The 22,770-nt window shown below is 28.9% G+C and carries 23 protein-coding genes and 5 tRNA genes; 27 read left to right on the forward strand and 1 reads right to left on the reverse strand.

Features of this window, described 5'->3' with window-relative positions:
* Positions 1-3 precede the first annotated feature (3 nt).
* The 22 genes from prmC (at position 4) to mreB (ending at position 21,289) form a co-directional block, all read left to right on the forward strand.
* Positions 4-1,767, forward strand: coding sequence for a peptide chain release factor N(5)-glutamine methyltransferase (gene prmC, locus ACUN06_RS02270; protein WP_449390039.1), 1,764 nt, complete (start codon positions 4-6; stop codon positions 1,765-1,767).
* Positions 1,768-1,903: 136 nt separating this feature from the next.
* Positions 1,904-2,989, forward strand: coding sequence for a peptide chain release factor 1 (prfA, locus tag ACUN06_RS02275; RefSeq protein WP_291733117.1), 1,086 nt, complete (start codon positions 1,904-1,906; stop codon positions 2,987-2,989).
* Positions 2,990-3,114: 125 nt separating this feature from the next.
* On the forward strand, positions 3,115-3,702 hold the full coding sequence (locus tag ACUN06_RS02280; RefSeq protein WP_449390040.1) for a hypothetical protein: 588 nt from the start codon (positions 3,115-3,117) through the stop codon (positions 3,700-3,702).
* Positions 3,703-3,722: 20 nt separating this feature from the next.
* Entirely contained in the window at positions 3,723-4,772 is a 1,050-nt protein-coding gene (locus ACUN06_RS02285) for an L-threonylcarbamoyladenylate synthase (protein ID WP_291733623.1), read from the forward strand.
* Between the two features lie 67 nt (positions 4,773-4,839).
* The gene (gene rpiB / locus ACUN06_RS02290; RefSeq protein ID WP_291733625.1) at positions 4,840-5,289 is read left to right on the forward strand and encodes a ribose 5-phosphate isomerase B; all 450 of its coding nucleotides are present in this window, start codon (positions 4,840-4,842) and stop codon (positions 5,287-5,289) included.
* 38 nt (positions 5,290-5,327) lie between these two features.
* Positions 5,328-5,957, forward strand: coding sequence for a uracil phosphoribosyltransferase (gene upp / locus ACUN06_RS02295; RefSeq protein WP_291733626.1), 630 nt, complete (start codon positions 5,328-5,330; stop codon positions 5,955-5,957).
* Positions 5,958-6,066: 109 nt separating this feature from the next.
* A complete protein-coding gene (locus ACUN06_RS02300) occupies positions 6,067-6,564 on the forward strand; it encodes a deoxycytidylate deaminase (RefSeq protein WP_291733627.1) in 498 nt (165 codons plus the stop codon).
* A gap of 241 nt (positions 6,565-6,805) precedes the next feature.
* On the forward strand, positions 6,806-7,987 hold the full coding sequence (locus tag ACUN06_RS02305) for an acetyl-CoA C-acetyltransferase (protein ID WP_294369232.1): 1,182 nt from the start codon (positions 6,806-6,808) through the stop codon (positions 7,985-7,987).
* A gap of 961 nt (positions 7,988-8,948) precedes the next feature.
* Entirely contained in the window at positions 8,949-9,632 is a 684-nt protein-coding gene (locus tag ACUN06_RS02310) for a F0F1 ATP synthase subunit A (protein ID WP_291733635.1), read from the forward strand.
* Between the two features lie 90 nt (positions 9,633-9,722).
* On the forward strand, positions 9,723-9,956 hold the full coding sequence (gene atpE / locus ACUN06_RS02315; RefSeq protein WP_291733636.1) for an ATP synthase F0 subunit C: 234 nt from the start codon (positions 9,723-9,725) through the stop codon (positions 9,954-9,956).
* Positions 9,957-10,001: 45 nt separating this feature from the next.
* Positions 10,002-10,481: a F0F1 ATP synthase subunit B gene (locus tag ACUN06_RS02320; protein WP_291733637.1), complete on the forward strand. Its 480-nt coding sequence runs from the start codon at positions 10,002-10,004 to the stop codon at positions 10,479-10,481.
* A 2-nt stretch (positions 10,482-10,483) separates the two neighbouring features.
* A complete protein-coding gene (locus ACUN06_RS02325) occupies positions 10,484-11,023 on the forward strand; it encodes a F0F1 ATP synthase subunit delta (RefSeq protein ID WP_291733639.1) in 540 nt (179 codons plus the stop codon).
* A 10-nt stretch (positions 11,024-11,033) separates the two neighbouring features.
* Complete coding sequence (gene atpA / locus ACUN06_RS02330) at positions 11,034-12,548, forward strand: F0F1 ATP synthase subunit alpha (RefSeq protein WP_291733640.1); 1,515 nt, start codon at positions 11,034-11,036, stop codon at positions 12,546-12,548.
* Positions 12,549-12,585: 37 nt separating this feature from the next.
* The gene (gene atpG, locus ACUN06_RS02335; RefSeq protein ID WP_291733642.1) at positions 12,586-13,431 is read left to right on the forward strand and encodes an ATP synthase F1 subunit gamma; all 846 of its coding nucleotides are present in this window, start codon (positions 12,586-12,588) and stop codon (positions 13,429-13,431) included.
* Between the two features lie 15 nt (positions 13,432-13,446).
* Positions 13,447-14,841, forward strand: coding sequence for a F0F1 ATP synthase subunit beta (atpD, locus tag ACUN06_RS02340; RefSeq protein ID WP_291733644.1), 1,395 nt, complete (start codon positions 13,447-13,449; stop codon positions 14,839-14,841).
* A gap of 12 nt (positions 14,842-14,853) precedes the next feature.
* A complete protein-coding gene (gene atpC / locus ACUN06_RS02345; protein WP_291733645.1) occupies positions 14,854-15,252 on the forward strand; it encodes an ATP synthase F1 subunit epsilon in 399 nt (132 codons plus the stop codon).
* Positions 15,253-15,542: 290 nt separating this feature from the next.
* Complete coding sequence (locus tag ACUN06_RS02350) at positions 15,543-16,184, forward strand: hypothetical protein (protein WP_291733646.1); 642 nt, start codon at positions 15,543-15,545, stop codon at positions 16,182-16,184.
* A 20-nt stretch (positions 16,185-16,204) separates the two neighbouring features.
* Positions 16,205-17,467, forward strand: a complete 1,263-nt coding sequence (gene murA / locus ACUN06_RS02355) for a UDP-N-acetylglucosamine 1-carboxyvinyltransferase (protein ID WP_291733648.1) — start codon at positions 16,205-16,207, stop codon at positions 17,465-17,467.
* Positions 17,468-17,618: 151 nt separating this feature from the next.
* Complete coding sequence (spoIID, locus tag ACUN06_RS02360) at positions 17,619-18,713, forward strand: stage II sporulation protein D (protein ID WP_294399709.1); 1,095 nt, start codon at positions 17,619-17,621, stop codon at positions 18,711-18,713.
* A gap of 224 nt (positions 18,714-18,937) precedes the next feature.
* Positions 18,938-19,777: a M23 family metallopeptidase gene (locus ACUN06_RS02365; protein ID WP_291736263.1), complete on the forward strand. Its 840-nt coding sequence runs from the start codon at positions 18,938-18,940 to the stop codon at positions 19,775-19,777.
* Positions 19,778-19,899: 122 nt separating this feature from the next.
* Positions 19,900-20,154, forward strand: a complete 255-nt coding sequence (spoIIID, locus tag ACUN06_RS02370) for a sporulation transcriptional regulator SpoIIID (RefSeq protein WP_291736265.1) — start codon at positions 19,900-19,902, stop codon at positions 20,152-20,154.
* A 100-nt stretch (positions 20,155-20,254) separates the two neighbouring features.
* Complete coding sequence (gene mreB / locus ACUN06_RS02375; protein WP_291736266.1) at positions 20,255-21,289, forward strand: rod shape-determining protein MreB; 1,035 nt, start codon at positions 20,255-20,257, stop codon at positions 21,287-21,289.
* Positions 21,290-21,331: 42 nt separating this feature from the next.
* Here the strand turns inward: mreB and yyaC are convergent, their stop codons facing one another.
* Positions 21,332-21,871, reverse strand: a complete 540-nt coding sequence (gene yyaC, locus ACUN06_RS02380; protein WP_291736268.1) for a spore protease YyaC — start codon at positions 21,869-21,871, stop codon at positions 21,332-21,334.
* 427 nt (positions 21,872-22,298) lie between these two features.
* Between yyaC and ACUN06_RS02385 the strand changes: the two genes are divergently transcribed.
* The 5 genes from ACUN06_RS02385 to ACUN06_RS02405 all read left to right on the forward strand — a co-directional run bounded on the left by ACUN06_RS02385 (position 22,299) and on the right by ACUN06_RS02405 (position 22,766).
* Positions 22,299-22,383, forward strand: a tRNA-Tyr gene (locus ACUN06_RS02385).
* Between the two features lie 41 nt (positions 22,384-22,424).
* A tRNA-Thr gene (locus tag ACUN06_RS02390) sits at positions 22,425-22,499 on the forward strand.
* Between the two features lie 3 nt (positions 22,500-22,502).
* Positions 22,503-22,587: transfer RNA gene (locus ACUN06_RS02395), tRNA-Tyr, on the forward strand.
* A gap of 23 nt (positions 22,588-22,610) precedes the next feature.
* Positions 22,611-22,686 (forward strand) — tRNA-Val (locus ACUN06_RS02400).
* Between the two features lie 5 nt (positions 22,687-22,691).
* Positions 22,692-22,766 (forward strand) — tRNA-Thr (locus ACUN06_RS02405).
* Positions 22,767-22,770 lie beyond the last annotated feature (4 nt).

Consider the following 22,770-nt stretch of genomic DNA (forward strand, 5'->3'; position numbering starts at 1 on the left):
TATATGAGGAAGTGTGATGTTGGGGGGCAAGCTATAATTGAAGGTGTTATGATGAGGGGATCTAAAGGAATAGCAACAGCTGTAAGAACCCCTAATGGAGAAATAGAAGTTAAGGTTGAAAAAACTAAGCCAATTACAAAAAAATATAAATTTTTAAATATTCCTATTATTAGGGGTGCAGTTTCTTTAATTGATTCATTAATCCTAGGAATCAAGACTTTAAATTATTCAGCAAGTTTTTTTGAAGATGATGAAGAAGAATCAAAATTTGACATTTGGTTAAAAGAAAAATTTGGTGATAAGGCTGCAAATGATTTATTAGTTACTTTTAGTATGATAATTTCACTTTTAGTTGCAACGGGATTGTTTTTAGGAATTCCTACAGGAATTGCATCATTATTTAAAAATATTGGAATTTCTTCGATTGCTTTGAATTTGATAGAAGCAGTAATAAGAATAGCAATTTTAATTATGTATATGTTTTTAATTAGCAAATTAGATGATATTTATAGAGTGTTTCAATATCATGGAGCAGAGCATAAAACAATTTTTTGTTATGAAGCTGAAGAAAAATTAACTATTGAAAATGTAAGAAAGTTTGGAAGATTACACCCTAGATGTGGAACTAATTTTTTATTTTTAACTATGTTAGTTAGTATTATTTTATTTTCATTAACTGGATGGGGTAGCTTTTGGCAAAGATTGATTTTAAGAATAATTTTAACACCTATAGTAGCAGGAATAACTTATGAAATTATTAAATGGCTTGGAAGGACTGAAAGTAAATTGGGAAAAATAATTGCATATCCTGGATTAAAATTACAAGAACTTACAACTAAGGAACCTGATGATTCTCAATTAGAGGTTGCTATAAAATCTTTAATTGCAGCAGAAGGAATTGAATATAAGAAGAAAATAGGGGAATTATTAATAGATGGAAACAAAAAATTAAAGGCAGCTAATATAGATACGTATATTTTAGATACTCAACTGTTATTAGGGAAGGTATTAGGAAAAGATAAGCTTTATTTAATTACTAATAAAGATGAAGAAGTAAGTAATTTTAAAGAAAGAGAATTTTATTCTTTAATTGAAAAAAGAATAAACAAAATGCCTATTAGTTATATATTAAAAACTGTTGAATTTATGGGGATAGATTTTAATGTAGAAGAGGGAGTTTTAATTCCTAGAGGTGATACTGAAGTATTAGTGGAAGAAGCACTTAAATTTTTAGATAAGGATAAGGAGTATAAAATTTGTGATTTATGTTGTGGAAGTGGTGCTATAGGTATATCAATAGCACATTTTAGAGAAAACACTAAAGTTGATTTAATTGATTACTATGATATCCCTGAAAAGATTACTAAAAGGAATATAATGAAGCATAAATTAAGCAATAGAGCTAATTTTATAAAAAGTGATTTATTAGAAGAAGTAATTAAGCAAGAAAAGAAATATGATATATTATTATCTAATCCACCATATATAAAAGATGAAGTTATTAACACTTTAATGGAAGATGTTAAAAATTATGAACCACATACTGCTTTGAGTGGGGGAAATGATGGGTTAAAATTTTATAGAAGAATTATAAATGATAGTAATAAAGTTTTAAAGGAAAATGGTATACTTGCATTTGAAATAGGTCATGATCAAGGTTATGAAGTTAGTGAATTAATGAGTGAAAAGGGATATAAGGATATTAGGGTAATAAAAGATTTAGTAGGACATGATAGAGTAGTTATAGGAGAGTGGCAAGGAAAATAAGTTTAAATTTAAAAAATGAATATTTTTACTTAGCATTATAATGCTTAATATACTTGTAAATCCTTGTATCTTGATAAAAATATAAATAATATGTTATAATTGTTCAATATGAAAAAATACAGTACGGAGTGATATTATGTTATTAGATAAATTAGCATTTACGGAAAATAAATATGAAGAGCTATCAGTTAAAATATCAGATCCTTCAATAATGGCTAATCAAAAAGAATGGAGAAAGCTATGTAAGGAGCATGCTGATTTAGAAGTAATCGTAACAGCTTATAGAGAATATAAAAAGGTTGTTGAAGATTTAGAAGCTAACAAAGAAATGTTAGAAGAAGAAACTGATAAAGAAATGAGAGAAATGTTATCAGAAGAAATTTCTTCATTAAAAGATCAAGAAGAAGAATTAGAAAATAAGATTCAAATTCTTTTATTACCAAAGGACCCTAATGATGATAAAAACGTATTTGTTGAAATTAGAGGTGGTGCTGGTGGAGATGAAGCAGCATTATTTGCAGCTAATCTTTTCAGAATGTACACAAGATATGCAGAATCTCAAAGATGGTCAGTTGAATTAATGAGTTCAAATGAAAATGATCTTGGTGGATTTAAAGAAGTAGTATTTATGATTAAGGGTAATGGTGCTTACTCAAAACTTAAATATGAAAGTGGTGTACATAGAGTTCAAAGAGTACCAGATACAGAAAGTTCAGGAAGAATACACACTTCAACGGCAACAGTAGCTGTATTACCAGAAGTTGATGATGTTGAAATTGAAATAAATGATAAAGATTTAAGAATTGATGTTTATAGATCTTCTGGTAATGGAGGACAATGCGTTAATACAACAGATTCAGCTGTTAGAATTACACATATTCCAACAGGAACAGTAGTAGCTTGTCAAGATGAAAAATCACAGCTTAAGAATAAAGAAAAGGCTATGAAAGTTTTAAGAGCTAGATTATATGAAGTTGCTGAAGCTGAAAGACTTGCTGGAATAGCTGAAGATAGAAAGAGTCAAGTTGGAACAGGGGATAGAAGTGAAAGAATAAGAACTTATAATTATCCACAAGGAAGAGTAACTGATCATAGAATAGGGTTAACATTATATAAACTAGATAGTTTCATGAATGGAGATATTGAAGAAGTTATTAATGCTTTAATTACTGCAGACCAAGCTGAAAAAATGAAAGCAATGGGTAACACTGATTCAATATAAGTTTAAAAGGGGCTGTCGCACTAAAAATTTTATACACAATATATTGTTTTAAAAAATAAAAATCAACACAATATATTGTAGTATTTATTCTTAATGCGACATCCCCTTTTAAAATAGGTGATTATATGAAGATAGAAAAAGCCTTGAAAAAACAAAATTTTTATAATAAGATATTTTATTCATTAATGGTATTTTTAGGTATATTTCTTCCGCTATGTACTTATTTATCTTATATAAATTCAACTATTTTAGTTATATTTTTAGCCGTAATAGAAATATTAATTTGTATAGCATTAATAAACAAGGTTAATAAATCATATCTTAAATTTTTTTGTTATAATAATAAATTGAAATTTAGAAATGGAATATTTTCAACTTATTCTTTAGTTCAATGTGATAAAGTAGCAATTGTACATACTAATAAAAGTAATGAAAATTTAGAGATAATAATTATTACATCAATTAGATCTAAAAATAAAAAATTAAAGCTTATTTCTAAAGATTTTATTAATAAAAATAAAGAAGTTGCAGATGAATACATAAGAATAAAAAAAATACGCAATGATGCTGCATATTATTTTCAAGTTATTAATTGTGGAGAATTAAATAAGTATATATTATTAGATAATATATATAAGAATTGTGTTAATGCAATATATACATCTTCAGCTATAGAAAGTATTAAGATTGCTAGAGGACAGAAAGAAATTTAGAGAAAGAAGGTTAAATTTTTATGGAAACAAAGGTTGCCATAATAAAGGATATAAATACAGATATTAGATTTATAGAGGAAGCAGGAAAAGTTATTAGAAATGGTGGTACAGTAGCTTTTCCTACAGAAACTGTATATGGATTAGGAGCTAATGCATTAGATGATGAAGCTGTAAGGAAAATCTTTATAGCTAAGGGAAGACCACAGGATAATCCTCTTATTATTCACGTTAGTACAAAAGAAATCTCAGAGTTAGTTAAGGATGTTCCAGAGGTAGCACAAAAAATTATTGATAAATTTTGGCCAGGTCCATTAACTGTTATTTTAGAAAAAAAAGATATAATTCCAAATGTAACAAGTGCAAATCTTAACACCATTGGGATTAGAATGCCTAATTCAGAAATTGCACTTAAGCTTATAGAGTTAGCAGAAAGGCCAATTGCAGCTCCATCAGCTAATATATCTGGAAGACCAAGTCCAACTGAGGTTGAAAGATGTGTAGAAGATTTAAATGGAAGAGTTGATTATATAATTGGAGGAGAAAGTAGCGATATAGGAGTTGAATCTACTATTGTTGATTGTACAGTAAATCCACCATTAGTTTTAAGACCAGGTGGAATTACATTGGAAATGCTTAAGGAAATAAATCCAGAAATAGAATTAGATAAAGCATTAAAATCAAAACCTAATGATGATTTTAAACCAAAAGCTCCTGGAATGAAGTATAAACATTATGCTCCAAATGCTCATTTAAAAATAATTAAGGGGAAAAATGAAAAAACTATTGAAATAATTAATGAAATAGTAGAGAATTATATAGAAAAAGGTAATGATGTAGCAATATTAACTACAAATGAAAATTTAAATAAATTTAATAATGGAAAAGTTATATCACTAGGTAGTGAAAATGATTTAAAGGAAATTGCAAAAAATCTTTTTGAGGCATTAAGAAAATGTGATGATTTAAGAGTTCAATATATTTTATGTCAAGGATTTGAAGAAAATGGTGTTGGGCTTGCAATTATGAATAGATTAAATAAAGCTGCAGGATATGATATTTTAGAAGTATAATCAAGGAGGATGGGGGAACCTATTCTTCTTTTTTTATAAAATAGACAATTATAGAAAGGTGGATTTTATGAAAATTGCATTAGGTTGTGACCATGGTGGATTAAATTTAAAAGCAGAAATAGCAGAGTATTTAAAATCTCAAAATATTAAATTTAAAGACTTTGGAACATATTCAGAAGAAGCTTGTGATTATGCAGATATTGCATTGCCAGTTGCAGAGGCTGTAGTAGCTAAAGAATTTGATTTTGGTATATTAATTTGTGGAACAGGAATAGGAATAGGAATAGCAGCAAATAAGGTTCCGGGAATAAGAGCAGCACTTTGCTCAGACACATTTAGTGCTCATGCAACTAGAGAACATAATGATGCTAATATATTAACTTTGGGAGAAAGAGTTGTAGGAAAAGGTCTTGCTATAGATATAGTAAAAGCATTTTTAGGAGCAGAATTTGAAGGCGATAGGCATATAAGAAGAATAAATAAGATAACAGAAATTGAAAAGAAATATTCTAAGTAATTAAATATATTTAAGGTTTAACTAGGAGGAAATTAACAATGAGTAAAGTAACAGAAATTAAACATCCTTTAATATTACATAAGTTAGCATATATTAGAAGTAAGGATACTGGATCAAAATATTTTAGGGAATTAGTAGAAGAAGTTTCTATGCTAATGGCTTATGAAGTTACAAGAGATTTAGAAACAGAGGAAGTTGAAGTAGAAACTCCAATTTGTAAAACAAAGTGCCAAATGTTAGCAGGTAAGAAGATTGCTATAGTACCAATATTAAGAGCTGGTCTTGGAATGGTTGATGGAATATTAAACTTAATACCAGCAGCTAAGGTAGGGCATATTGGATTATATAGAGATGAAGAAACACTTCAACCAGTAGAATATTTCTGTAAGTTACCTCAAGATATAGCTGAAAGAGATATAATTGTAGTAGACCCAATGTTAGCGACAGGTGGTTCTGCAGCTGATGCTATTTCTTTATTAAAGAAAAGAGGAGCTAAAAAGATTAGATTAATGTGTTTAATTTCTTCTCCAGAAGGAGTTAAGCTTGTACAAGAGAAACATCCAGATGTTGATATATATTTAGCATCTATTGATGAAAAATTAAATGAAAAGGGGTATATTGTACCAGGTCTTGGTGATGCTGGAGATAGACTTTTTGGAACTAAATAAAAATAAAAAAAGTGCGAAGCCAGTAGGTTTTCGCATTTTTTAAATTTAGATAATGATTAATTTATACATAAGCTATTAATTAAAAATTAAATGAAAGGTTGTAATAAAAATGGCAAAAAGAGAAGGTTACTTATGTTGGGATGATTACTTTATGTCAGTAGCATTGTTATCTGGAAAGAGAAGTAAGGACCCAAATACACAAGTAGGAGCTTGTATAGTAAATAAAAATAATGTAATAGAAAGTATAGGATATAATGGTTTACCAAAGGGATGTTCAGATGATGAATTTCCATGGGAAAAAGAAGGAGAAATGTTAAATACAAAATATCCTTTTGTTGTTCATGCAGAATTAAACGCAATACTAAATGCAAAGGGAAAGGATTTATCAGGATGTAAAATATATGTAGCACTTTTTCCATGTAATGAATGTGCAAAGGCAATAATTCAATCAGGGATTAGTGAAGTAGTTTATTTAAGTGATAAATATTCTAATACTGATTCAGTAAAGGCATCTAAAATGATGTTTAAGTGTGCAGGAGTTGAATTAAGGCAGTTAGTTCCAAGTTATAAAGAAATAAACTTATCATTAAATATAGATGATGTTTAGCTTGCAATTATATAGTAAGTAAAAAAACATCTCTTAATATATTAAATGTAATATAAGTTTATTAACTATAAGTAAAAAATAAGATTATTAAAATAATTAAAACCTTAAATTAAAAGTAAAATATTTTTAAAATTAGTTGAAAATGGAAAAAATAAAGTGGTATAATAATAGTGTTAATTGTTTAACAATTTAAGCAATTAGCACTATTATGATTTTAGGGTAAATTAATAGGAGGATTTTTATGAGAGAGGTAGTAATAGTTAGTGCAGTAAGAACTGCAATTGGATCATTTGGAGGATCATTAAAGGATGTTCCTTCATCAGAATTAGGAGCAATAGTAATTAAAGAAGCTGTAAATAGAGCTGGAATAAAACCAGAATTAGTTGAAGAAGTAGTAATGGGGAATGTTATACAAGCGGCTCAAGGTCAAAATGTAGCTAGACAAGCTGCTGTAAAAGCTGGATTACCAGTAGAAGTTCCTGCAATGACAATAAATAAAGTTTGTGGATCAGGATTAAGATGTGTTGCATTAGCAGCTCAAATGATAAAGGCAGGAGATTGTGATGTAGTGGTTGCTGGTGGTATGGAAAATATGTCTGCCGCACCATATGCTGTTCCAGGAGCAAGATGGGGACAAAGAATGGGTGATGGAAAAATAGTTGATACTATGATAAAGGATGCTTTATGGGATGCATTTAATAACTATCATATGGGAGTAACTGCTGAAAATATTGCTAAAGAATGGGGATTAACAAGAGAAATGCAAGATGAGTTCTCATTAAATTCACAATTAAAGGCTGAAAAGGCTATTAAAGAAGGTAGATTTGTAGATGAAATTGTACCTGTTATTATACCACAAAGAAAGGGAGAACCAAAGGTATTTGCACAAGATGAGTTCCCTAGATTTGGTTCAACAATTGAAAAGATGGAAAAATTAAAGCCTGCATTCATTAAAGATGGTACAGTTACAGCTGCTAATGCATCTGGAATTAATGATGGAGCAGCAGCATTTGTAGTTATGAGTGCAGAAAAAGCAGCTCAATTAGGATTAAAACCAATGGCAAAGATACTTTCTTATGGAAGTAAGGGATTAGATCCTTCAATAATGGGATATGGGCCATTCCACGCAACTAAAAAGGCATTAGAAGGTGTTGGATTAACAGTGGAAGATATGGATTTAATTGAAGCAAATGAAGCATTTGCAGCACAAAGTTTAGCAGTTGCTAAAGATTTAAATTTTGATATGAATAAAGTAAATGTTAATGGGGGAGCAATTGCACTTGGTCATCCAGTAGGTGCTTCAGGAGCTAGAATTTTAGTTACATTACTTCATGAAATGCAAAAAAGAGATGCTAAAAAAGGACTAGCAACTCTTTGTATAGGTGGAGGAATGGGAACTGCATTGGTTGTTGAAAGAGAGTAGTACTATAATGAAAAGGGGATGTCGTATTAAGAATAAATACTACGATATATTGTATTGATTTTTATTTTTTTAAACAATATATTGTGTATAAAAATTTTAGTGCGACATCCCCTTTTGAATTTTAGCATAATAAATAGGATAATATGGAAAAATATTGCGATTAATTATAAAATGAAAAAAAATTTAAAAAAAATTATGAATAAATTAAAAGTAAATTATTCATAATTTAATAGTATTTCATTGAATACATATATAATAAAAATTGGGGAATAATAAAAAAATAAAATAAATTAATTAAAATAATAATAAATTTTATAAAAATTAATAAAAATTATAATTTATGAAACGTTAACAAATATAAAAAGGCGAAATATGGAATATTAAGAAAATTTAAAAAAAAGAAATTTTAATTTTTTATTTGTCAAAAAAAAAGAAAATGCTTAAAAATAGCAATTTAGGTAAGTAATAAAGAAGTATTGAGTTATAAAGGCAAAATATAGCTGAAAACTATAAAAAATAGAGTAAAATAAGATTTACATTAATTTTAAGGGAGGCGTATAATAACATACGATTAATAGGAGGATGATAGATGACTACTGAAGTGAAGCTATTATTAAAGAATTCAGTTAAATATGATATTGTGTTAGGGATATGTATATCTATTATTCTTTATTGTTTTTTTGGGACAAATATTTCACTTATATATTTATTTGGATTGGCGGTTTCTATAGCTAATTTTTTAGTAAGTGGAATTATTTTGGACAAGAATTTAAATGGAGTAACTACTATTCCAAAAATTATATTTCCATTAAGTTATATAATTAGGATATTGTGCGTAGCATTATTTGCAATGTTGTTTGCAAAAAATTTATTCTATCTCTTAACTTACTTGGGAGGATTTATTTCACATTTCCCTATTATAATTTTTAGCTGGATAAGAAGTCGGAAAGGAAGTGAGTAGATGGAATTAACTCATCCTATTTTTTCTTTTAATATTGGAAAGCTAGCAATTGATATTAAGCCAGAAGCTATAATTCAATTAGTACTTGTATTATTAATAGGAATATTGGCATGGTGGGCAACAAAAGATTTAAAACGTAGGCCTACTGGAAAAAAACAAGTGGTAGTAGAATACATATATACCACAATTCAAAATGTTGTAAATGCAAATATGGGTGAACAGTATGGAGATATGATACCATTTATAGGAACATTAGCAGTTTTTATAGTTACTATGAATTTGTTAGGTTTAGTTGGTATAACACCTGTTACCAATAACTTTAGTGTAACACTTGCATTAGGTTTAATATCATTTGTAGTAATTCAAGGATATACAATGAAAAAAATTGGAATTGGGCATTATTTCTTAGGTTATGGACAACCAATGCTTATGATGTTACCAATAAATGTAATTGAAAGAGTTATGCTTCCAGTATCATTATCATTAAGATTATTTGGTAATATCTTGGCAGCATCATTCTTAGTAGAATTAGTTTATGAATCATTGGATAAGATTGCTTGGATTGCACAAATTGGACTACCAGTGCCACTACATGCATATTTTGATATATTTGATGGTTGTATTCAAATGGTTATTTTTGTAATGTTAACAATGATAAATATAAAGATAACAGTAGAGCACTAAGCAAAAAATCTAAATTAATGATTTAGTTATTAAATTTATTTATTAATCAAAAAGACTAAAGTAAAAAACAAAGTTTAGGAGGAATTTATTATGGATCAAATTTCAGTAAGAGCATTAGCAGCTGCAATATCAGTATTAGTAGGTGTAGGAGCAGCTATAGGAATAGGAAATGCAACAGGAAAGGCAGTAGAAGGTATAGCTAGACAACCAGAAGCAAGTGGTAAGATAACAACAGCTTTAATGATAGGAGCAGGTTTTGCTGAAGCAACAGCTATATATGGATTATTAGTTTCAATCATTTTAATATTCGTTGGATTAAGCTAATTATTAAAAATATTAAGTACTCCAAAGGGGAGGCGAAAGAAATAAATGGAAATAAATTTAGGATTAATATTAGCCTCAGTTATTAACTTTATTATTCTTTTAGCTATACTAAAACATTTCTTTTTTGGTAAAGTTAAAGCAATAATAGATGAAAGAGAAGATTATATAAATGATAGGCTTGATAGTGCTGAGGAAGCTACAGATAAAGCTAGAATGATTGCAATTGAAAATGAGAGAGCATTGAATAGAGCAAAAGAAGAAGGAAAAGCAATTACAGAGGCTCATAAGAAAAAGGCTGAAAAAGTTTATAATGAAATTGTTGAAGATGCAAAATCAGAAGCAAATTTAATTATTGAAAGAGCTAGAGTTGAAATTGATAGAGAAAGAGAAAAAGTAGAATATTCTTTAAAGAAAGAAGCAATAGATTTAGCTTTAGAACTTTCTAAGAAAGTAATTGAAAAGAATATTGATGAAGAAAAAAATAAAAAGTTAATTGACGAGTTTATTTCAGAGGTAGGTAATTAAATATGTATGAATATTTAGACCGAAGATATGCCCTTGCACTATATGAAGTTGCTGAAAAAAATGGGAAAGTTGATGAATATCTGGGTGACTTAAGAGAAATATGCGAGCTTATTGACAAGGATGAAGAGTTTCAAGAAGTAATTAAGCATCCTCAAATAAGTACGAAACAAAAAAAGAGAGTTTTTATTAATATTTTTAAAGGAAAAATAGATGAAGAACTTTTATCGTTTTTATTAATATTAATAGAAAAAGATAGAATATTATTCTTAAAAGAAAAATTAAAAGAAATGGAAAAAATCCATTTAGACAAATTAAATGTTTTGCAAGGAATTGTTAAAACTACAATTCCATTAGAAGAATATGAATATAATTCCTTAGTAGAAAAGCTTGAAAAGAAGTATAACAAAGATATTATATTGAAAAAAATAATAGATCCAGAAATCTTAGGTGGAATTTATGTAAGAATAGGAAATGACATCATAGATGGAACTGTAAAAACAAGATTAGAAGACTTGAAAAAGCTAATGCTTACTACGGAATAGAGGTGATTGCATGAATATAAAACCAGAAGAAATAACATCTATCATAAAAAAAGAAATACAAAGATATGAAAATCAAATAAAAACTTCTGATTCAGGTACGATAATCCAAATTGGTGATGGAATTGCCAGAGTTTATGGATTAGATGATTGCATGCAAGGTGAACTTTTAGAGTTTCCAAACAATGTATATGGAATGGCTTTAAATCTAGAGCAAGATAACGTTGGATGCGTTTTATTAGGATCTGAAGAAGGAATTAAAGAAGGCGACATAGTTAAAAGAACAAATAAAATAGTTGAAGTACCTGTGGGGGAAGGGATTTTAGGAAGAGTCGTAAATCCACTTGGTGAAGAAATAGATGGTAAAGGACCTATTAATTATTCAGGAACTAGACCAATAGAAGTTCCAGCACCAAGCATTATTGATAGATCTTCAGTAAATGAGCCATTACAAACAGGTATTAAGGCAATTGATTCTATGGTTCCAATTGGAAAGGGACAAAGAGAACTTATAATTGGTGATAGACAAACAGGTAAAACTGCAATTGCAGTAGATACTATTTTAAATCAAAAGGGTAAAGATGTAATATGTATATATGTAGCTATTGGACAAAAACAATCAACAGTTGCACATATAGTTAATACATTAGAGGAAATGGGAGCACTTGATTATTCAATAATTGTTGCAGGAACTGCATCAGAAAGTGCACCACTTCAATACTTAGCTCCATATGCAGGATGTAGTATGGGTGAATATTTCATGCATAAGGGGAAAGATGTTCTTATAATATATGATGATTTATCTAAGCATGCAGTAGCTTATAGAACAATGTCATTATTACTTAGAAGACCACCAGGAAGAGAAGCTTACCCAGGAGATGTATTCTATATCCATTCAAGACTTTTAGAAAGAGCTGCAAAGTTATCTAAAGAGCATGGTGGAGGATCATTAACTGCACTTCCAATAATAGAAACATTAGCAGGAGATGTAACAGCATATATTCCAACTAATGTAATATCAATAACTGATGGTCAAATATTCTTAGAAAGTGAGTTATTTAATACTGGACAAAGACCAGCAGTAAATGCAGGTATTTCAGTATCAAGAGTTGGTGGTAATGCTCAAATTAAAGCAATGAAACAAGTTTCAGGAACTTTAAGATTAGAGCTTGCACAATATACAGAACTTGCAGCCTTTGCTCAATTTGGATCTGACTTAGATTCTGATTCTAAGAGAAGATTAGAAAAGGGTAAAAGAATATTAGAAGTATTAAAACAAGAGCAATATAAGCCTATGGATGTTGAAAAGCAAATAGTTATATTATATGCAACTTTAAATGATTTCTTATCTGATATAAGAGTAAAAGATATAAGAAGATTTGAAGATGAATTCTTAGAATTTATGGATACACATCATAGAGATGTATTAAAGCAAATAATAGATGAAAAACAATTAAGTGATAACTTAAAAGAAAACATTGAAAAATGTATAATTGAATTTAAGAAAGAATTTTTAAAAGATGCATAGCTTTTTATAGCTATGCAATTCTTTAGGAGGTAAAACAGTGGGCGCAGCGGGACTTATAGAAATTAAAAGAAGAATAAAGTCAGTTGAAAGTACTAGAAAAATAACTAAAGCTATGGGGCTTGTTGCTACTTCTAAACTCAGAAAAGCTAGAAAAGAGCTTGTAGCTAATGAGCAATATAATAATTTGTGTACAGAAGTTATTAATGAAGTTGCTGCTAGTATGCCAGAAGATTTTGACTCAATTTATTATAAAAGCTTCGAAGGAGATAAGCTATATATTGTATTAACTTCAGACACAGGATTATGTTCAGGTTATAATAATAATATAATTATGTATTTAAATAACTTAGTTAAGAAAAGTGGTGGAGCTAAGGTTGTTATTGCTGGAAGTAAAGGGATTTCATATGCTTCAAGATATGGAATAAGTACATATGCTGAATATGTAGATTTACCAGATATACCTGCTACTAAGGATGTTAATAAGATATATAATGATGCTATATATTTATATGAAAAAGGAGAAGTTTCTGAAGTAAATATAGTATATACAGAATTTATTTCTCCAGTTAAACAAGAAGTAAAAAGTGTTAAAATATTGCCTATAGAAAATGAAAGCTGTGAAGATGGAAAATATATAATTGAACCAGATAAAGAAGCTGTATTTAAAAATGCAATTGATATGTATTTAAAGAGTCAACTTAAAACATGTATGTTAAATGCCAAGGCAAGTGAACATAGTGCTAGAATGACAGCAATGGATGGTGCTACAGAAAATGCAAATGATATATTGCAAAGTCTTAATATAAAGTTTAATAGAATTAGGCAAGGTATAATAACGCAAGAAATTTCAGAAATTGTTGGGGGAGCCGAAGCTCAAAAGTAGCAAGGAGGAAGAAGTATGACTGAAAATAAAATTGGAAAAGTAGTTCAAGTAATTGGACCTGTAGTTGATATAAAATTTGATGAAACTTCTTTACCAAACATATACAATGAAATTAAAATTGATATGGGTGATAGAGAGTTAGTTGTAGAAGTTGAGCAACATGTTGGAGATGATATTGTTAGAGCAATAGCAATGGAATCTACTGATGGATTAAGAAGAGGTATGAAGGCTGTAGATACAGGCAAGCCAATATCAGTACCAGTAGGTAAAAATGTATTAGGAAGATTATTCAATGTTTTAGGAACACCTATAGATAATAAAGGAACTATAGAAGCTGATGAAACATATCCTATACATAGACCAGCGCCAAGCTTTAAGGAGCAATCTTTAGAACCAGAAATGTTTGAAACAGGAATAAAGGTAATTGATTTAATTGCTCCATATCAAAAGGGTGGTAAGATTGGTCTATTTGGAGGAGCCGGAGTAGGGAAAACTGTATTAATTCAAGAATTAATTAATAATATAGCAAAAGAACACGGTGGAATTTCTGTATTTACAGGAGTAGGAGAAAGATCTAGAGAAGGAAATGATCTTTACCATGAAATGATGGATTCAGGTGTTATTAATAAAACTGCATTAGTATTTGGTCAAATGAATGAATCTCCAGGAGCGAGAATGAGAGTTTCATTAACAGGATTAACAATGGCTGAATATTTTAGAGATCAAGGACAAGATGTTTTATTATTTATAGATAATATATTTAGATTTACACAAGCTGGTTCAGAAGTTTCAGCTTTATTAGGAAGAATACCTTCAGCAGTTGGATATCAGCCAACATTAGCAACAGAAATGGGAGCTCTTCAAGAAAGAATTACTTCAACAAAAAATGGTTCAATAACATCAGTTCAAGCTGTATATGTTCCAGCGGATGATTTAACTGACCCAGCACCAGCAACTACATTTACGCACTTAGATGCTACAACAGTATTATCTAGAGCTATTTCATCTTTAGGAATATTCCCAGCTGTTGATCCATTAGAATCTTCTTCAAGAATTCTTGATCCAAGAATAGTTGGTAAGGAGCATTATGAAGTTGCAACAGAAGTAAAGAATATTCTTGAAAGATACACAGAATTACAAGATATAATTGCTATTTTAGGTGTTGATGAATTATCAGATGAAGATAAGGCTGTAGTTGCAAGAGCTAGAAGAATTCAAAGATTCTTATCTCAACCATTTACAGTAGCAGAGCAATTTACAGGTATGAAGGGAAGATATGTTCCAGTTAAGGAGACTGTAAGAGGCTTTAAAGAAATATTAGAAGGTAAATATGATGATTTACCAGAATCAGCATTCTTATTTGCTGGAACTATAGAAGAAGTTGTAGAAAAAGCTAAGAATATGAAATAGGAGATGTAATTTATGGGGAAGACAGCAAAACTTAATATTGTAGCTCCAGGACGTGAAAAATTAACTGAGGAAGTTATTAGCTTATCAACATCAGAAAGCAATGGAAATATTGAATTTCTTGCAAATCATGCACCAATTATAGTTGCTACTGTTCCAACAGTAAGTAGTTATACAACAAGTACAGGTGAAAAGAAACGATTATTTACATCTTCAGGAATTGTATATATTAAGGATGATACAATTAATTTTTGTTGTGATTCTTTTAATTTTCCTGATGAAATTGATGTAAATCGTGCTGAAGAAGCTTTAAAGAGAGCAAAAGAAAGATTAAATAATAAAGAAGAGCGTATCGATATAGAAAGAGCAAATAGAGCGCTATTAAGAGCAAAGGCAAGATTGAAATTAAAATAAATTATGTTTAAATAAGGAAATCGCTAAAAAGTGATTTTCTTATTTTTTTTTGTAAAAAATAATTTATATAATTATCTTTTAAGTATTGAATATAATGAAATATATAGACGAATTTAGTAGAGAATTATATTAAATTTAGAATAAAAAGAACTATTTTATAAGTTTAGTAATATATATGATATTAGATAAACTATTTAAATTCACAAATGATTTTAAAGTAAGAAAAATATTTATGTATAAAAAATATAGTTTGGACAATAATTTTAGAGGAAAGGCAGGGGATATGTAATATGAAAAAGGTATTTTTAATATTTCTTTTAATCTTTTCTCTATTAGTTATTAATAATAAAGAATACAAATGTGAAGCAAAAAATAATGATTTTGAAAAAATTGAAAAATACGTAATAGATAATTATGATTTTGTTGAAAATGGAATTAAAGTTGAATATACAGTAAGTGAGTCCTTAAAGAATGAATATTTAAGGATAAAGGAACTTTTTGAAAGAAATAATTATTTAATAAATATAGAAGAAAATAATAGTATTAATGCAGAAAAAGATGGCATCAATTATGATGTCAATATTTATAAGTATGGAGATTTAACAAAAGTTCAAATTATTTTAATAAATAATGATGTTAATAAAATAGAAAAGGATTTGAATGAATTATCTAAGGAAATAAGAAGTGATAATTTTATAAATGAAAGGTATTTTTCTTTTATTAAGGGAAAGATAAATACAGAAGGGAAAAAGCCAATTGATGATTTAGAAGAAGATTTACATTTAAAAATAAAAGAGTCTTTAAATATAAATAATGGTTATATTTCAGAGGCTATATCTGAAAATGATCAAGATATAAACATTGGACGAATTAAATATGATACAGGTTCGTATTTAATTATAGGAACACCAGTAATTTTTGTAACATACTAACAATAAATATGGAGGATAATATGGAAAAAATCATAGTTAGAGGTGGGAGAAAGCTTCAAGGAGAGGTTGATATAAGTATTGCAAAAAATTCAGTATTACCCATTATAGTTGCAACTATTTTAAATCCAACTGAAATAATTTTAAAAAAAGTACCTATGTTAGAAGATGTAACTGTCTTAATTAATTTATTACGAGAGTTAAATTGTGAAGTGCAATTTTCATCAATAACAGGGGATTTAAAGATAAATACTTTAAATTTAAAGGAAGTGGATCCTAATAGTGAATTAATTAGAAAAATGAGAGCATCTTTTTTAGTTATGGGACCTATGTTAGCTAGATTTGGTAGATGTAAAATATCAATGCCTGGGGGATGTAATATTGGAAGTAGACCTGTAGATTTACATTTAAAGGGCTTTAAATCATTAGGCATAGAATCTGAAATTGGATATGGATATGTTGAAGCTAAAGTTGATAAGTTACATGGAAATAGAATATATTTAGATTTTCCTTCAGTAGGAGCTACTGAAAATATTATGATGGCAGCTATTTTAGCACCGGGGATTACAGTAATAGAAAATGCAGCAGAAGAACCAGAAATATGGGATTTAGCAAGATTTTTAAATTCTATGGGTGCTAAAATTGAAGGAGCAGGATATGGAAAAATTACTATACATGGTGTATCACAATTAAAACAGCCAGAACCATTTACACCTATATTTGATAGAATAGAAGCTGGAACATTTATGGTTGCAGCAGGAATTACTAATAGTAAGATAACAATAAATGGAGTTAATGAAGAGCATTTAATGCCAACTATTGAAAAATTAAAGGAATGTGGAGTTTATTGTAGTATAGATGGACAAAAGATGATTGTAGATGGAACCCAGGAAAAGAAGCCTGTTGATATAAAGACAATGCCTTATCCAGGATTTCCAACAGATATGCAAGCTCAAATCATGGCTTTATTATCAATTACAAGAGGAGTTAGTGTAATAACTGAAACAGTATTTGAAAATAGATTTATGCATGTTGGCGAATTAGGAAGAATGGGAGCAAATATAAAAATTGATGGAAGAATAGCTATAGTAGAAGGTGTATCAACACTTACAGGGTGTGAAGTTAAAGCAACTGATTTAAGAGCAGGTGCAGCAATGATATTAGCTGGATTAGTAGCAAATGGAGAAACTGAAATAGGTGAAGTTTATCATATTGATAGAGGATATACTAATATAGAAGAAAAATTTAAGAAGCTTGGAGCTGAAATATATAGAATTCATAAATAAGGGGCCTTAGGGGTTCCTTATTTTTGTTTTATAAAAAGTAACTATTTATTGAATGAAAATTATAAATTGTGGAGAATATTAACTTTGGAAATAGAATTATTTAATATATAAAAACATATATATAGATGTAATATTAGTGGCTGGGGGTATTATGAAGGAAATTAAATTTAAGGGAGATATAAGGTTTAAGTTAATATTTATTACTAGTTTTTGTATTATATTATTTATGATAATAATACCTATGATAACCATGAAAGCAGATATTAATGTAAGTCTATTAAAGAAAAAAAATGATAGTGCTAATTTAAGTAATAGTAATAATGATTATGTAAGTAATGTTAGTGAGGAAGTTGTAAATGAGGAAAATAATGAAGTAGCTATTAATAGTAATGATAAAATATCAGTTTATATTACATTAGAAGATAGAATAGAAGAGGTTGATTTAGAGGAATATATATGCAGTGTAGTTGCAAATATAATGCCAATTAGTTTTAATGATGAGGCTTTAAAGAGTCAAGCGATAATATCAAGAACGTATGCCATAAATAAGAAGATAAAGCATTGTAATGAGGCTAATGGAGCAGATATATGTAACTCAGCACATTGTCAGGTTTATTCATCAAAAAATGAATTGATTAATAAATGGGGAGATGAAAATGGAGAAAGGTATTGGAATAAGGTGCAAAGTGCAGTTGAGTCAACAAGAGGAATGGTATTAACATATGATAATGAAATAATATTATATCCGTTAACTTTTTTAGTTAGTTCAGGAAAGACGGAAGCATCAGATATAATTGGAATTGGAAAAATTCCATATCTTAAGCCTGTGGATAGTCTTGGAGAGGAAGATTCCCCTAATTATAATACGATAAAAGAAATTACAGTAGGTAAATTAGTATATATAATAAATAGTAAGTATCCTAATGCTAAGTTAACTTTAGATAATATTAATGAAAGTATTGAAATTTTATCTAGAAGCGACTCAGGAGGGGTTTTAGAAATTAAGGTAGGAAATAAAGTTATTAGTGGAAATGAGTTTATGCTTTTATTAGGATTAAATTCTATTAATTTTAATTATGAAATAAATGATAATGTAGTTAAATTTAATTGTATTGGATATGGTAATGATGTTGGTATGAGTCAATATGGGGCTAATGTTATGGCAAAAGAGGGGAAGAAATATGATGAAATATTAAAGCATTATTATACAGGAATTAAAATACAAAATTTAAGGTTTGAACAATAATAATTCTATAAAAATATGTTGCAAAAAGGGAATGTCGCATTAAGAATAAATACTACAATATATTGTGTTGATTTTTATTTTTTAAAACAATATATTGTATATAAAATTTTTAGTGCGACAGCCCCTTTTTTGTTTTTTTTTATATAAATTTGACGTAAAAAAACTGGATTTAAATTGAATTAATTTAATTTTTTAGGTAAGAATACAAGAAAGGAGGTGTTGAAATGGACCAAAATAAAAAAAATAAAGTAAAGGACTTTTTCAGAAAGGAGGGCTTTTACTTAGTTTTACTTGTATGTCTATGTGTAGTTGCAACTATAGCAGCATTTACTATTAAGAAAAATTCTGTTGCTAAGGAGCAAAATAAAACAAGTAATGAATTATCTTTAAATGATGTTCAAGACAGTAATTCTTCAGAAGTTGATTCAAATGTTAATAAGCAAAATGCTGAAAGAGTGGAAAGTAATGATAAGTTAGCAAATAATGAAGAATCACTTCAAAAAGATATTACTAATAATACAAATGATATAAACAATGAAAATAAAGTAGCAAATGATAATGGAGAACAAGTTTCACAAGATAATAATTTAGATCAAGAAGCTGGTGTTGATGTTTCAGCAGGAACTGATAACAATGTAGTATTATCATTTCCTATAGATGGTGAAGTAGCTATTTCAAGAGAATTTGGAAAGATGATAAGAACTTATTCAGATGAAAATAAGACTGAAGATACATCTAGAAAGGGAATAGATATAAATGCTGCTGTAGGGACTGTTGTTAAAGCAGCTGCAGAAGGAAAGGTTGAAGAAGTATCAAGCAACACTACAGACGGAACATTTGTAGTTATTGCTCATGCAAATGGATTAAAAACAAAATATGCTAACTTAAGTGAAGATGTCAAAGTAGCCGTTGGAGATGTAGTTAGCGCTGGTACTGAAATAGGTACTGTAGGAAATACTTCAGGAATATTTACATCAAAGCTTTGTGGAGATGTTTTAAATGTTCAAGTAGAAGATGTAAATGGAAAAGATGTTGATCCAAGTGCTTATTTTATTGCTAAATAATTTACTAAGTATCAGTCATTTTAAATGACTGATACTTATATAAATTATTTAATTTTAGATATTATGAATTTTTTTGAAGATTAAGTAAATAATAAATAGATGTAAGTTAAGGAGGTATAATTTTGAAAGACTATATAGAAGAAAGAGTTTTAGAAGTAGCTCAATATATTATTGACTCAAAGGCAACAATAAGAAAAACAGCAAAAGTATTTGGAGTAAGCAAGAGTACAATTCATAAGGATATGACAGAAAGATTACCTAAGATAAATCCAGCAATAGCAGAAAAGACACATTTGATATTAGAGTTAAATAAATCAGAAAGGCATATTAGAGGTGGAAAAGCCACAAAAATGAAATATAAAGCAAATGACCTATAAAGATATTGAATGATAAATTCATTACATATATAATAAAAATGAATAAATTTGAAGAAAAAACAAATATTTCGAAGTTTTAGTATATATAGGAGTGAATAAAATGTGGTTTTGGAGAGCTGGTAGCGATTTAGGAATTGATTTAGGCACTGCTACTGTACTTGTATATGTAAAAGGCAAGGGAGTAGTTTTAAAAGAACCTTCAGTTGTAGCAATTAATAGAAATAATAATAAAGTTTTAGCTGTTGGTGAAGAAGCAAGAAAAATGATAGGGAGAACACCAGGAAATATTATAGCGGTTAGGCCATTAAGAGATGGGGTAATATCAGATTATGATATTACAGAAAAAATGCTTAAAAGTTTTATAAAAAAGGCATTAGGAAAGAGAAGAGTAATTGCACCTAGAGTTGTAGTTTGTATTCCATCAGAAGCAACAGAAGTTGAAAAAAGAGCTGTTATAGATGCAGCTATTAATTCAGGAGCTAAAAAGGTTAATTTAATAGAGGAGCCATTAGCAGCATCAATTGGAGCTGGACTTGATATAACACAGCCTAATGGTCATATGATAGTTGATATTGGTGGAGGAACAACTGATATTGCAATTATATCTTTAGGTGGAGTAGTTATTAGAGAGTCTATAAAAGTAGCTGGAGATAAGTTTGATGAAGCAATTATTAAATATGTAAGGATGAAATATAAGATTTTAATCGGAGAAAAGACTGCTGAAGATTTAAAAGTTAGTGTAGGATCAGTTTTTAAAGATTCGAGAAATATATCAACAAGTATAAAAGGTAGGAATTTAATAACTGGGTTACCTGGTGAAGTTTTAATTTCAACTGAAGAATTAAGAGAAGCTTTAATGGAGCCGGTTTCAATGATTTTAGAAAGTGTAAAATCTGTTTTAGAGCAAACTCCTCCAGAATTAGCCGCAGATATAATCGAAAGAGGGATATTAATGACTGGTGGAGGAGCGTTAATAGATGGATTAGATAAGCTTATCGAAGATAGTACAGGCATTAAGGTTAATGTTGCAAGTAATTCTATAGAAGCTGTAGCATTAGGAACTGGAGAGGTGCTTAAATATGCATCAAAATTGGACAATGAGTTTACTAATAAGGAAATTACTTTAATAGATTAGAGTTTGGTTTTTAAAATAAACAATGCTAGAAGTAGTACAGTTCTAGCATTGTTTATTTGATAACGAATTTAGATAATAGGCATTAATTAAGCCGTTAGAAATAACTTTTGCCATTTCAAATACTAAGTGAAGTCGTATACTGCGAGAAGTAAAAAATTCAGCTGCATCGCTAGAATCAATTATTCCAATTATTGAGGCAACACCAACATCAGGTAATGATTTTCCAACACCCTTTCCAGGATGAATTGGATAATCGCGTGTATGAATCTCGCCAATGGAATTTGTATCTCCAAGACAAGCATCTATTCCTATTATACATGCATTAGGGTGTAATTTATTTATTTCTTCTAGTTTTTTATCTAAATTCAATGCGTGAATAGGATCCTTTAATGTTCCATATACAGGTAAGGGAAAATTATGTTCTTCAAGAAATGTTCCAACAAGTGGTCCCAAACAATCACCAACACATTTATCAGTACCAATACAAACTATAATACTATTAGGATTAATATATTTTATCATAAATTCAGCAATTTCATAGTAAGCTAAATTAGATTTATAATTAAATTTCCTTTTAATCAAATAATTCACCCCTATCTTTATAATGAAGATTATTTTTATTTGTTATAAATAAGGAAGCATATATTAAAATTCTTCATGAAATTTTATCTCATATAAATATATGACTTATAAAGCAATAATATAATTTTTATAAAAAATAAAGTTTATATTTTTATAATTAAATAAAAATATATTAAAATGCTATCCTTGTACTTATACTATATTTATTAAAAATAAATGTGTTACTAAAATATAAGGGAAATATATTTAAAGTATAAAAAGAAAATTATATTAAAATGGAGAAAAAGAGAGTAATTTAAATTTAATTACATATAATTAGGGATAATAGGCTAAAATAGTGGTTGAAATATAATTGGTTTAATTATATACTAGTCCTTGTCAGTTCGGCAGTAACAAAACGAACGGCACAAAGTTATAAAACAAAAATGGGGGAGTTCCCGAGAGGCCAAAGGGGGCAGACTGTAAATCTGTTACGTTTCGTTTCGATGGTTCGAATCCGTCCTCCCCCACCATTAATAACTTGAAAATTAATGAAATTGAAATTTGTTAATATGCTTCATTGGCTCAATGGCAGAGCAGCTGACTTGTAATCAGCAGGTTGTTGGTTCGACTCCGACATGAAGCTCCAAATGGGGGAGTTCCCGAGAGGCCAAAGGGGGCAGACTGTAAATCTGTTACGTTTCGTTTCGATGGTTCGAATCCGTCCTCCCCCACCATTTAAAATTTTCAAATTAATTATGGAAGCATAGCTCAGCTGGGAGAGCATCTGCCTTACAAGCAGAGGGTCACAGGTTCGATCCCTGTTGTTTCCACCAAATAAGCTTCATTGGCTCAATGGCAGAGCAGCTGACTTGTAATCAGCAGGTTGTTGGTTCGACTCCGACATGAAGCTCCAAAAA

The organism is Clostridium sp. ETTB3, assembly GCF_053571985.1.